Below are 12,161 nucleotides of genomic sequence, written 5' to 3'. Positions count from 1 at the left end.
ATGAGCCAGGCGCAGGAGCACGATCAGACGGCGGGGCCCGCCCTGCCGCAGACCCGCACCGCACGCCACCGGCGGATCGTGGACATCCTCAACCGGCAGGCGGTGCGCTCGCAGAGCCAGCTCGCGAAGCTGCTCGCCGACGACGGGCTGACCGTCACCCAGGCGACGCTCTCCCGCGATCTGGACGAGCTGAACGCGGTGAAGATCCGCAACACCGACGGCGACCTCATCTACGCGGTGCCCAGCGAGGGCGGTTTCCGCACCCCGCGGGCGCCGCTCGGCGAGTCGGCGAAGGAGGAGCGGATGCGGCGGCTCTCCGCGGAGCTGCTGATCTCCGCGGAGGCCTCGGCGAACCTCGTGGTCCTGCGTACCCCGCCGGGTGCGGCGCAGTTCCTCGCCTCGGCCATCGACCAGGCGGAGCTGCACGACATCCTCGGCACCATCGCCGGCGACGACACGCTGATGCTGATCAGCAGGGAGCCGACGGGCGGACAGGCGCTCGCCGACCACCTGCTGCGGCTGGCGCAGAACGGCCACTGAGCGGGGCCGGCGCGCCGGGGGTCATCTCCGTGTCAGCACCGCGACCAGCTCGGCCAGACCGTCCACCGCCCAGTCGAAGGCGTCCGAGCCGCGCGGCGGGTCACCCACCGGGCGCCGGACGTAGGCGGTGCGCATGCCCACGGCCTGGGCACCACGCAGATCCCAGGCGTGGGCGGCGACCATCAGCACCCGCTCCGGCGGACAGCCGGCGGCGCCGAGGGCGAGCCGGTAGACCTCCGGCGCGGGTTTGTACGCCCCCGCGTCCTCGGCCGACAGGGCCTGGTGCCAGCGCAGTCCCGCGTACGCGTTGAGGCGGAGCAGCGACGCGCGGCTCGCGTTGGAGAGCCCCAGGACCGGGAAGCGTTCGGCCAGGCGCGCGAGACCCGCGACGGAGTCGTCCCACGACGGCAGGCGCCGGCCGGCGGTGGCCAGCCGCGCGACGGCGTCCACGTCGGTGAGCCCGGCGTGTTCGGCGACCCGCTCCGCCGCCTCGCGGTCCAGGACCCCGGAGTCGGCGTAGGGCCGCTCCTTCGCCCCGATGCGTCCCGTCTCGTGCTCGACGTGCTCCTGCCACACCGTGAGCAGGTGACCGACCGACGCCGCGTCGGCCTCGGGCACCGCCTCGCGCAACGCCGCGCGCAGTCCCCCCGGTTCGTCGACCATCGTGCCGAGCACGTCGAACACGACGGCCTCGATATCGCTCGCCTCTGCCATGCGGCCTCCTCCAGCGCGTGCGGACACCTGCCCGGCGGCACGCCGGTCACCCGTCGGCCGGGTTCAGCCCAGCCGGGCCGCCAGTCCTCCAGTACACCGCACCTCGTCCCCGGCCGTGATCAGCAGCCCCTCGACGCCGGGCAGCGACTCCAGCCACCGCAGCCCCTCCCGCGAACCCATCGCGAACGCCGCCGTCGCCCAGCAGTCCGCCCAGGTCAGCCGCGGCGCCACCACCGTCACGGACAACAGGTCGGTGACCGCCGAACGCCCGGTGCGCGGGTCGACGACATGCGCGCCCCGCTCGGCGCTGCCGGACGTCGCCACGGCCAGCTCGGCCGCCCCGGCCGCGGAGACCACGGCCGCGAGCCCGCCGGGCCGCAGCGGGTCCGACACACCGACCCGCCAGGGCCGCCGTGCCCCCGGCGACCCGAGCAACTGCACGTCCCCTCCGCCGTTGAGGCTGACCCCCGTCGCACCCGCCGCCGCGATCCGGCGGGCGGCACGCTCCACGGCCCAGCCCTTGACGATCCCGGTCGGATCGAGCCGTCCGCGGTACCGCGTGCTGAACCAGCCGTCGCTGACCCGCTCCGCCTCGGCCGCCAGCTCCAGCACCTCGGCGACCTCGGGCGCGCACGCTTCGACGGTCACCTCGTCCCGCGCCAGCCGGGAGACCTGGCTGTCGTCGCGGTAGGTGCTGAACACCTCGTCGGCCCGGTGCAGCCCGGCGACCGCCTCGTCCAACGCCGCCCGGACGGCCTTGGGTTCCCCGCCGCGGACGTCGAAGGAGAAGACGGTCCCCATCGCCTCCTCCACGTGACGCACCGCGGCGGGAGCCTGTGCGGACTCGGCCACGGCGTCAGCCACCGGCCCGGTCCAGTGCCGATTGCAGGGACTGCTTGTATCCGGCGCTCGTGTAGGTGGCGCCGGAGACGGCGTCGATGTCGGCGGTGCCGGCGCTGACGGCGGCCCGGTCGAGCTTGGGCACCGCGTCGGCTGTGACCTGGTCGCTCCGTCCGCCCTTGGGTGCCTGGAGGGTCTCGGCGTCGGTGATCCTCCCGCCGCTGACGGTGACACGCACCTGGACGGGCCCGTACTGGGTCTGCGCGACGTCACCGGTGAGCACCTGCGTGCCCTGCCCACCGCCGCCCTGCTCCTCGCCCGAGCCGTCACCGGAGCCCTGCCCCGTCCCGCCGCCGGAACCCTGCCCCGAGCCCGAGCCCTCGCCCGAGTCCTGTCCCGCGGAGGCGGCCGCGACCTTGTCCAGCGCCGACTGGAGGGACTTCACGTATCCGGCGCTGGTGTAGGTGGCGCCGGAGACGGCGTCGATGTCGGCGGTGCCGGCGCTGACGGCGGCCTGGTTGAGCTTGGGCACCGCGTCGGCGGTCACCTGGTCGCTCTGCCCGCCCTTGGGCGCCTGCACGGCCTCGGCCCCGGTGATCTTCCCACCGCTCACCGTGAGCCGGACCTGCACCGGCCCGTACTGGGTGTCGGCCGCGTCTCCGGTGACCGTGCCGGACCCGGCGCCCCGGCCGCCCTGCGGCGACTGCGCGGCCACCGGCGGTGCGGCGCCGCCCGCCGCCGATGCGGAGCCCGGGTCCGAGGCCGGTTTCAGCGACAGCAGCAGCACGATCCCGGACACGGTCGCGGCGCCGGCGAGCACGGCACGCCGAACGGGGTGACTTTTCCTCATCTGTCCTGGACTCCTGATGTCCGTCGCTCACATCTCGAACGACTCGTGGTGGATACGGCGGGCGGGAACTCCCGCGCCGCGCAGTGCCTCGTACACCGACTGGGCGAAACCGGGCGGCCCGCACAGGAAGACGTCGTGGCGTTCGACGTCCGGGATCTTGCGGCTCAGGGTCTCCGCGGAGATGTCCGGGCGCTCCCCGTCCGGGCTGTTGACCGCGTACATCAGCCGGGCGCCGCGCTCCTCGGCGATCCCGGCCAGCTCGTCCCACAGCGCCAGCTCCTGCGTGCTGTTGGCCCGGTAGAGCAGCGTGATGTCGCCGGACGCGCCGGGCAGCGTCTCGAACAGCGCCCGCATCGGCGTGATCCCGACCCCGCCCGCCACCAGCAGCACCTTGCCGCGGCTGCGGCGCTGGGCGGTCAGGGCGCCGTACGGACCCTCGGCCCACACCCGGGTGCCGGGCTCCAGCTCGCGCAGCCGGGCGCTGTGGTCGCCGATCGCCTTCACGGTGATCCGCAGCATGTCCGGGCGCGGCGCCGCCGACAGAGAGTACGGGTGGGAGCTGAACCGCATCCCCGGCGCCAGGAACCGCCAGCGGAAGAACTGGCCGGCCTCCGCGCCCATCCGGTGCAGCCGGCGACCGCCGATCAGCACCGACACGATGCCGGGCGTCTCCTCGATCACCGCCTCCACCCGCATCCGGTGCCGCAGGTTGAGGCGCAGTGGCGTCAGCACGCGGTACCAGAGGACGAGCGCCGTCACCGACCCGTACAGCACGTACCAGACGGTCTTGGCGACCGGCTCGACCGCGAAGTCGTTGCCGGTGCTCAACTGGTGCCAGAAGGTCAGGAACACGGCCGCGTACGTCAGCAGGTGCACGTGGTACCAGAGGTCGTACGGGATGCGCCGGCGGACCGGGCCGATCGAGATCAGCCCGATGACGACCAGCAGTCCGGTGCCGATGGCGGCCTTGCCCATGTCGGGCAGCTGGTTCACGGAGTCGACCGTCTGGGCGACGATGTCACCGAGGCCCTTGCCGGCCTGCGCGGCGTAGCCCCACATGATCAGGAAGACGTGGGCGAGGACCAGGCAGAGCGTGTAGCGGCCGGTCATGGCGTGCCAGCGGGCGACCCGGTCTGAGCCCACCCGTCGCTCCAGCGCCGGCACCCGCGCCATCTGGAGCACCACCAGCGCCATGAGGTACCCGGCGAGCAGGCCGGTGATCCGGCCCGCGTTGAGGATCATGCCGGTCTGGTCGGAAATGGCGGGCGTGTTGCGCCACCACAGCCACAACACGCCCGCCGCGCCCGCCCACACGGCGAGCAGCAGGGGGACGGCGGGGGAGCGGCGCGGACGGATGCGCCGCATCGTCTGACGGCGGGCGGCACGGCCGCCGGCGAGCGTGGTGGTCACGGTTCCTCCGTGGGGACTTGACCCTTGGCCCACAGATACGCGCCGCGCCGCCCGAGCGTTCAGCCCGGTCCGGACTCCTGTCGCCGGTCAGTAGCGCGTGATCGCCGTCGCGCCGCCGGTGGTGCCGATCGCGAGGTGCGGGCGCTCGTCGGGCTCGGCCCACCGCAGGATGCGCCGCATCGCCTCGGCCGGCACCGACACGCAGCCGGCGGTGGCCCCGCGCCCGTCGACGTGCAGGAAGATGCCGGCGCCGCGCCCGCGCACGGGGCGGTGGTAGTTGAAGCCCACGACCAGGGCGTGGGCGTACTGCGCCGTGTAGGTGACCAGGTGTTCGGCCTCGGCGGCGCGGCAGTCGGCGGGGCGCGGCTCGGTCCAGCGGTTGTAGGCGCGCGAGGCGTTGTCCTGGCACCACCAGGAGTCCTGGCGGACCGGCCGGTACCGGTACGCCGTGCCGCGCGGGGCGGGCCGGATGCCGAAGGCGTACGGCAGGTCGTACAGCCCGGTCGGGGTGGTGTTCGTGCCCTGCACGCGCGTCGCCCCGTCGGTCAGCCCCCCGGCCCCGAAACGGGCGGGCGCGGAACCGGCCCGCACCCACCGGCCGTCCCCCGCGCCCCTGCGGTCCCACCAGGTGACCGTGCCCGTCGTCGAGCCGGTGCCCGGCGCGACGGCGGTGATCAGCTGGGTGCCGCCGCCGGTGTCCGCCATCCGGGCCGGAAGCGGCTGGGCGGCGGGCCCGCCGGGCGGCGCGGAACCGAGCGTGAGGAGGGACGCGGAGACGAGGACGGCTACGACACCGGGGCGCATGGGTCAGACGGTAGAGGGGGGCAGCGGCAACGGCAGCCCGGGAAGGCCGTCCAGGCTCGTCGCGACGTGGTCCTTCTTGGTGAAATAGGCACTGAGCGAGGCGTCGTCCTCCCGGGCGAACCGCTTGCCGTGCAGATCCCGGTCCTCCTCGTACGCCATGAAGGGGACGGCGTAGCCGCAGGTGTCGCGGACGAGTTCGGCGGTCACGACGATGATCGCGCGCAGTCCGTGCGCGGTGCTGTCGATGTCGGGGAAGTGGCCGAGGAGGCCGGGGAAGCGTGGGTCGTCGCGGAAGACGGGCTCCCCGCGGCCGTGCACCCGGACGATGTTCGGCGGGCCCTGGAACGCGCACCACATCAGGGTGATCCGCCCGTTCTCCCGCAGGTGGGCGATGGTCTCGGCGTTGGAGCCTGCGAAGTCGAGATAGGCGACGGTGAGTTCGTCCAGCACCGCGAAGCTGCCCGTGAGGCCCTTGGGGGACAGGTTCACCGTGCCGTCGCCGGCCAGGGGTGCGGTGGCGGTGAAGAAGAGGGGCTGCGCCTCGATGAAGGCGCGGAGTCTGCCGTCTATGCGCTCATAAGTCTTTCCCATGCCTAATGATTATGCGGGAGTGGACGCGAGGCGTCCCGCCTGCCTGCGAGATTGACGAAACATGCAGAGTTCTGCATACTCATGCATGACAGTGATCGTACGGTGAGGAGCGACCCAAGTGAGCAGCAACAGCGGTGACGTCCGGCTCTGGGGCGGCCGTTTCGCCGACGGTCCCGCCGAGGCCCTGGCGAAGCTGTCCGCGTCCGTGCACTTCGACTGGCGGCTCGCGCCCTACGACATCGCCGGTTCGCGTGCCCACGCGCGCGTGCTGCACAAGGCGGGCCTGCTCACCGAGGACGAGCTGACCCGGATGACCGACGGCCTCGACCGGCTCGAGGCCGACGTCGCCGACGGCTCCTTCACCGGCACCATCGCCGACGAGGACGTGCACACCGCCCTGGAGCGCGGCCTGCTGGAGCGCCTCGGCGCCGACCTCGGCGGCAAGCTGCGCGCCGGCCGGTCCCGCAACGACCAGGTGGCCACCCTCTTCCGGATGTACCTGCGCGACCACGCCCGGACCGTCGGCGGCCTGATCGCCGACCTCCAGGACGCGCTGATCGGCCTCGCCGAGGCCCACCCGGACGTGGCCATGCCCGGCCGCACCCACCTCCAGCACGCCCAGCCCGTGCTCTTCGCGCACCACGTCCTCGCCCACGTCCAGGCGCTCGGCCGGGACGCGGAGCGGCTGCGCCAGTGGGACGAGCGCACCGCCGTGTCCCCGTACGGCTCCGGCGCGCTCGCCGGCAGCAGCCTCGGCCTGGACCCGGAGGCGGTCGCCCGCGACCTCGGCTTCGAGCACGGCAGCGCCGGCAACTCCATCGACGGCACCGCCTCCCGCGACTTCGTCGCCGAGTTCGCCTTCGTCACCGCGATGATCGGCGTGAACGTCTCGCGGATCGCCGAGGAGATCATCATCTGGAACACGAAGGAGTTCTCCTTCGTGACCCTGCACGACGCCTTCTCCACCGGCTCGTCGATCATGCCGCAGAAGAAGAACCCGGACATCGCCGAGCTGGCCCGCGGCAAGTCCGGCCGCCTGATCGGCAACCTGACCGGCCTGATGGCGACCCTCAAGGCCCTCCCGCTCGCGTACAACCGCGACCTCCAGGAGGACAAGGAGCCGGTCTTCGACTCCATCGACCAGCTGGAGATCCTGCTCCCCGCCTTCACCGGCATGATGGCCACCCTCACCGTGCACCGCGAGCGCATGGAGGAGCTGGCCCCGGCCGGCTTCTCGCTGGCCACCGACATCGCCGAGTGGCTGGTCCGGCAGGGCGTCCCGTTCCGCGTGGCGCACGAGGTGGCCGGCGAGTGCGTGAAGGCCGCCGAGGCCGAGGGCAAGGAACTGGACGAGCTGACCGACGAGCAGTTCGCGAAGATCTCCGCCCACCTCACCCCCGAGGTCCGCTCCGTGCTCGACGTCCCCGGCGCCCTGGCCTCCCGCAACGGCCGCGGCGGCACGGCGCCCGAGGCGGTCGCCGTCCAGCTCGCCGAGGTGAAGGCGGACGTGGCGGCCCAGCACATGTGGGCGAACGCCAAAACGAGCGCCCCGCAGGGGCGCGGGGAACTGCGCGCCTAGCCACGACGCACTCGCACCCGGAACCACCGTCCGGACCGTGCTCAGAAGCGGAGGGTCGCGGGTTACGTTGGTCGCAAGCCTCACCGGAGCCGACCGAACGGAGCCCGCGATGCCCTTCGCCCGCCTGGCCACAGCAACGACCCCGACCTGCCACATCGGCCTCGGTCTCGCCGCCGTCGGGCGCCCCGGCTACATCAACCTCGGCCGCGACCGTGACCTCGGAGAGAACCGCACGGTACAGGCGATGCGCGAGCGGACCCACGACCTCCTCGACGCCGCCTACGCCCAGGGCGTGCGCTACTTCGACGCGGCCCGCTCCTACGGGCGCTCGGAGGAGTTCCTGGCGGACTGGCTCCGGGAGCGCCCGGAGGCCGACGACGTGATCGTCGGCAGCAAGTGGGGTTACACCTACACCGCCGACTGGTCCACCGCGGCCGAGCGGCACGAGGTCAAGGACCACGGCGCGGCGACCTACGAACGTCAGCGCGGCGAGACCGACGCCCTGCTCGGCGACCGGCTCGACCTCTACCAGATCCACTCGCTGACCCCCGACAGTCCGGCCCTCACGGACAAGGAACTGCACGCGAAGCTGGCCGAGGCCGCCGCGGGCGGGGTCACCGTCGGCTTCTCCACCAGCGGCCCCGCCCAGGCCGAGGCGATCCGCGCCGCGCTCGCGGTGACCGTGGACGGCGAACCCCTCTTCCGTACCGTCCAGTCGACGTACAACGCGCTGGAGACCTCCGCCGGGCCCGCGCTGGCCGAGGCGCACCAGGCCGGGCTCACCGTGATCGTCAAGGAGGGCATGGCCAACGGCCGCCTCGCCGAGCCCCACGCGCCCGGCGCCCTGCGGGCCGTCGCGGAGGAGACGGCCCTGGGCTGCGACGCGGTCGCCCTCGCGCTGATCCTGCGTCAGCCGTGGGCGGGCGTGGTCCTCTCCGGGGCCGCCACCGTGAACCAGCTCGGTTCGAACCTGCACGCCGCCGTCGTCGACTTCGACGAGGACCAAGTGGCACGCCTCGGCGCGCTCGTCGAGGAACCGGGCGCCTACTGGGAGCGGCGCGGGCAGCTGCCCTGGCACTGAGCCCTTCGCAAGTCCGTGACTCATCTCTGAGAGGTGAGTCACGCATGCCCAGTGTGAGACAAGATTGTCTCATGTGGGTTATCGTTGTCTCATGGCCGTTGATCGAGACCAGGTACTGCGCGACGCCGCGTCCCTGCTGACCCGCAAAGCCACCGCGACGATGGACGAGGTGGCACGGGCGGCCGGGATCAGCCGGGCCACGCTGCACCGGCACTTCGCCGGGCGCGACGCGCTGGTCCGGGCGCTGGAGGCGCTCGGCATCGCCGAGTGCGAGGCCGCCCTGGCGGCGGCCCGCCTCGACGAGGGAGCGGCGGCCGACGCGGTCCGCCGGCTCGTCGGCGAGATGGAGCCCGCCGCCGGTCTGATCGCCTTCCTCTACACCGAGAACCAGCTGTTCGAGGGCGAGGAGCAGAACGAGGGCTGGGCACGCGTCGACGCCCGACTGGCCGCGCTGTTCCGCCGGGGTCAGGAGAGCGGCGAGTTCCGCATCGACCTCACCCCGGCCTGGCTCACCGAGGCGCTCTACGGCCTGATCGGCGCCGGCGCCTGGGCCGTGACCGAGGGCCGCGTGGCCCGCAACGACTTCACCCACATGATCGTCGAGCTGCTGCTCGGCGGCGCACTCCGGAGAGAGGGATCATGACCCGCACCCTGCAGTCGGCACACACGACCGAGGCGGTGAAGCGCCCCGGCCGCTGGCTGGCGCTGTCCGTCCTCGTGCTGGCCGTGCTGCTGGTGGCCGTCGACGCGACCGTGCTCGGTCTCGCGACCCCCTACATCAGTGAGGACCTCGCCCCGTCCGGCACCCAGCTGCTCTGGATCGGCGACGTCTACTCCTTCGTCATCGCCGGTCTGCTCGTCTCCATGGGCAGCCTCGGCGACCGCATCGGCCGCAAGCGGATCCTGCTCGTGGGCGCCACGGCGTTCGGCGCGATATCCGTGCTCAACGCCTACGCGCACACGCCCGAGCTGATGATCCTCGCCCGGGCGCTGCTCGGCGTCGCGGGCGCCACCCTGATGCCCGCCACCCTCGCCCTGATCCGGAACCTCTTCCACGACCCGCGCGAACGCAGCCTCGCCGTCGGCATCTGGGGCGCCACCGCCTCCGCCGGTACGGCGGTCGGCCCGATCGTCGGCGGGTTCCTGCTGGAGCACTTCTGGTGGGGCTCGGTCTTCCTGATCAACCTGCCCGTGATGGCCGTCCTGGTCGTCGTCGGCGCCAAGCTGCTGCCCGAGTCCCGCAACCCCAACCCCGGCCCGTGGGACCTGCTGAGCGTCACCCTCTCCCTGGTCGGCATGGTCGGTGTCGTGTACGCCGTCAAGGAGGCCGCCGCGCACGGCTTCGCGTGGGCCACGCTCGCCGCGGGCCTGCTGGGCGCCGCCGCGCTCCACGGGTTCGTGCGCCGTCAGCTGACGATGCCGAAGCCGCTGCTCGACATGCGGCTGTTCCGCAGCCGGGGCTTCAGCGGGGCGGTCCTGGCCGACCTGCTGACCATCCTGGGCCTGTCGGGGCTGGTGTTCTTCCTCTCCCAGTACCTGCAACTCGTCCAGGGCAGGCGGCCCTTCGAGGCGGGACTGGCCGAGCTGCCGGCCGCCGTCGGCGCGGTGGTGGCGGGTCTGATCGCGGGCCGCGCGGCCCGGCGCTTCTCGGTCCGTGCCGTGGTCGCGGGCGGGCTCGCCGCCGTCGGCCTCGCGCTCGCCGCCCTGACCGTCGTCGGGCAGAACACCGGCTACCCGCTGCTCGGCGCGGCCCTGCTGGTCGTCGGCGTCGGCGCCGGGTTCTCCTTCACCGTGACCGCCGACGTGATCCTCTCCAGCGTGCCCAAGGAACAGGCGGGCGCCGCCTCGGCGGTCTCCGAGACGGCGTACGAACTCGGCGCCGCGCTCGGCATCGCGGTGCTCGGCTCCATCGTGACCGGCATCTACCGCGACTTCACCGGTCCGGCGGGCACTCCGGCGGCGGCACACGAGTCACTGGGGGGCGCGGTGGAGGCCGCCGCGGGTCTCCCCGCCGACACGGCCGGGGCGCTCCTGGACTCCGCCCGCCAGGCCTTCGTCGACGGCCTGACCCTCGCGGCCGGTGTCGGCGCCGCGGTCCTCCTGGCCGCCGCGGTGGCCTCCTGGTTCCTGCTCCGGGGCCAGCGCCTGGAGGACGGGGTGGAACACCCGTAGCCCCCGGCGCGGACACACGAACGGCGAGCCACACCCTGGGGTGCGGCTCGCCGTTCGTGGTCTGCGGGGCCTGCCGTCCGTGGCACGGTTGCCGCCCGTGGTACTCGGGGAGTGCCGCACCGGCGTCTGCCGTCCGCGATTCGAGGACCCGCCGCCGTGGTGTGGGCGTCTGCCGTCCGCGTCCTGCGGCACCCGCCGCCGTGGCTTGGGCGGGTCCGGTGCGTGCGGTGGCGCGGCGCGCTGTCCGCGGTCGCGGTTCTCTCCGCCGATCGCGCGGTCAGCCGTGCGCGTCGTGGACGGCCTGCCTCATCCATGGCCGAGCGGCCCGGCCTCCGCGAGGTGCGAGGCTCCAGCCGTGCTTGGTGGATCACGTCCCGGCCCGGCGGTGATGCCCGACCGACCCGCGTGGCCCCGCACGGGGGAGTACGGCGCCGACGAGGGCGGTCGGCCCACCCGGCGCACGTGGGCGAGGGGCGTGAGGTCAATCCCGCGGGTCCGCCGGAGGCTTACGCCGCCTTCGCCTTGCTCGCGTACATGTCCACGTACTCCTGGCCCGACAGCCGCATGACCTCGGTCATCACGGAGTCGGTCACGGCGCGCAGGACGTAGCGGTCGCGGTCCATGCCCTCGTAGCGGGAGAACTCCATCGCCTCGCCGAAGCGGACCGTGACCTTGCCCGGCCGGGGCAGCCCCGCGCCGCCCGGCTGGAGCTTGTCGGTGCCGATCATGGCGAACGGGACGACGGGGGCGCCGGTCATCAGGGTCAGCCGGGCGATGCCGGTGCGGCCGCGGTAGAGGCGGCCGTCGGGGGAGCGGGTGCCCTCCGGGTAGATGCCGAAGACCCGGCCCTCGTCCAGCACCCGGCGCCCGGTCATCAGCGCCGCGACACCGCCCCGGCCGCCGTCGCGGTCGACCGGGATCATGCCGACGCCGGTGAAGAACCAGGCCATCAGGCGGCCCTTGAAGCCCTTGCCCGTGACGTACTCGTCCTTGCCGATGAAGAAGACCTGCCGGTCGCAGACCAGCGGCAGGATCATCGAGTCGATGAAGGTGAGGTGGTTGCCGGCCAGGATCACCGGACCGTCGCCCGGGATGTTCTCCACGCCCTCCACCCGTGGGCGGAACATCAGGCGCATGATCGGGCCGAGCACTGCCTTGATGAGCGCGAAGCGGGACAACGGGTCCTCCGGTGTCGGGGATGCGGTATGAGTCTGTGCAGGTGAGGACATTACTCGCGGCCCAGGGGGTCACGCACCTCGGGTCACCCGGGTCTTACGCGGTGTTGACGCGTGTTCACCTGCGGTGCCGTCGTGTTGCGCGGCGGTAACGTCCCCACGCCGGTGTGAGGCAGGTCGCGCCCGGAGACCGGTGTGTCGCCGGTCCGGGTGTGCCGACCCGGCCCGGATCGAAGCACGGGCGCCGCCCGCACCGTACGAGGCGCGCCGCCGGAGCCGCGCCACCGACCCGTGTGACATCGGGTACCCCCGCAGACCGCCCTCAAGCCGACGGCCCGTCAGCCATCCGCACCCACCACTCTCAGGGGCCTCCGGCGCCACGCTCGTACCGCGTACGACATCACC

The 12,161-nt window shown here is 73.2% G+C and carries 12 protein-coding genes; 5 read left to right on the top strand and 7 right to left on the bottom strand.

Translation table 11 applies throughout. From position 1 onward, the window contains the following. Positions 1–540, top strand: a complete 540-nt coding sequence (locus tag OIE75_RS07155; RefSeq protein WP_064726981.1) for an arginine repressor — start codon at positions 1–3, stop codon at positions 538–540. A gap of 21 nt (positions 541–561) precedes the next feature. Here OIE75_RS07155 and OIE75_RS07150 read toward each other — a convergent pair whose 3' ends face one another. The 6 genes from OIE75_RS07150 to OIE75_RS07125 all read right to left on the bottom strand — a co-directional run bounded on the left by OIE75_RS07150 (position 562) and on the right by OIE75_RS07125 (position 5,749). After that, complete coding sequence (locus OIE75_RS07150) at positions 562–1,254, bottom strand: haloacid dehalogenase type II (protein WP_329470014.1); 693 nt, start codon at positions 1,252–1,254, stop codon at positions 562–564. A 63-nt stretch (positions 1,255–1,317) separates the two neighbouring features. Then, positions 1,318–2,055: an FAD:protein FMN transferase gene (locus OIE75_RS07145; RefSeq protein ID WP_307017788.1), complete on the bottom strand. Its 738-nt coding sequence runs from the start codon at positions 2,053–2,055 to the stop codon at positions 1,318–1,320. A gap of 55 nt (positions 2,056–2,110) precedes the next feature. Next, a complete protein-coding gene (locus OIE75_RS07140; protein WP_329470013.1) occupies positions 2,111–2,944 on the bottom strand; it encodes an FMN-binding protein in 834 nt (277 codons plus the stop codon). Positions 2,945–2,971: 27 nt separating this feature from the next. Next, positions 2,972–4,354, bottom strand: coding sequence for a ferredoxin reductase family protein (locus OIE75_RS07135; protein ID WP_329470012.1), 1,383 nt, complete (start codon positions 4,352–4,354; stop codon positions 2,972–2,974). Positions 4,355–4,441: 87 nt separating this feature from the next. Next, on the bottom strand, positions 4,442–5,158 hold the full coding sequence (locus OIE75_RS07130) for a L,D-transpeptidase family protein (RefSeq protein ID WP_307010634.1): 717 nt from the start codon (positions 5,156–5,158) through the stop codon (positions 4,442–4,444). Between the two features lie 3 nt (positions 5,159–5,161). Continuing rightward, positions 5,162–5,749 (bottom strand): pyridoxamine 5'-phosphate oxidase family protein, encoded by a 588-nt coding sequence (locus tag OIE75_RS07125; RefSeq protein ID WP_122617254.1) that lies wholly within the window; start codon positions 5,747–5,749, stop codon positions 5,162–5,164. 118 nt (positions 5,750–5,867) lie between these two features. Here OIE75_RS07125 and argH point away from each other — a divergent pair, with 118 nt between their 5' ends. The 4 genes from argH (at position 5,868) to OIE75_RS07105 (ending at position 10,581) form a co-directional block, all read left to right on the top strand. Beyond that, the gene (gene argH, locus OIE75_RS07120) at positions 5,868–7,328 is read left to right on the top strand and encodes an argininosuccinate lyase (protein ID WP_307010631.1); all 1,461 of its coding nucleotides are present in this window, start codon (positions 5,868–5,870) and stop codon (positions 7,326–7,328) included. A gap of 109 nt (positions 7,329–7,437) precedes the next feature. Continuing rightward, complete coding sequence (locus OIE75_RS07115; protein ID WP_307010630.1) at positions 7,438–8,409, top strand: aldo/keto reductase; 972 nt, start codon at positions 7,438–7,440, stop codon at positions 8,407–8,409. A 91-nt stretch (positions 8,410–8,500) separates the two neighbouring features. Further along, on the top strand, positions 8,501–9,052 hold the full coding sequence (locus OIE75_RS07110) for a TetR/AcrR family transcriptional regulator (RefSeq protein WP_307010629.1): 552 nt from the start codon (positions 8,501–8,503) through the stop codon (positions 9,050–9,052). Beyond that, positions 9,049–10,581, top strand: a complete 1,533-nt coding sequence (locus tag OIE75_RS07105) for an MFS transporter (protein ID WP_329470009.1) — start codon at positions 9,049–9,051, stop codon at positions 10,579–10,581. The genes OIE75_RS07110 and OIE75_RS07105 overlap by 4 nt, the downstream gene beginning before the upstream one ends. A gap of 506 nt (positions 10,582–11,087) precedes the next feature. Here OIE75_RS07105 and OIE75_RS07100 read toward each other — a convergent pair. Beyond that, the gene (locus OIE75_RS07100) at positions 11,088–11,759 is read right to left on the bottom strand and encodes a lysophospholipid acyltransferase family protein (protein ID WP_122617250.1); all 672 of its coding nucleotides are present in this window, start codon (positions 11,757–11,759) and stop codon (positions 11,088–11,090) included. Between the last annotated feature and the right edge of the window lie 402 nt (positions 11,760–12,161).

It is taken from the genome of Streptomyces sp. NBC_01723 (assembly GCF_036246005.1).
GTDB lineage: Bacteria > Actinomycetota > Actinomycetes > Streptomycetales > Streptomycetaceae > Streptomyces.
The sequence above is the reverse complement of the archived record's forward strand: the minus strand, read 5'-3'. Positions and strand labels throughout refer to the sequence as shown.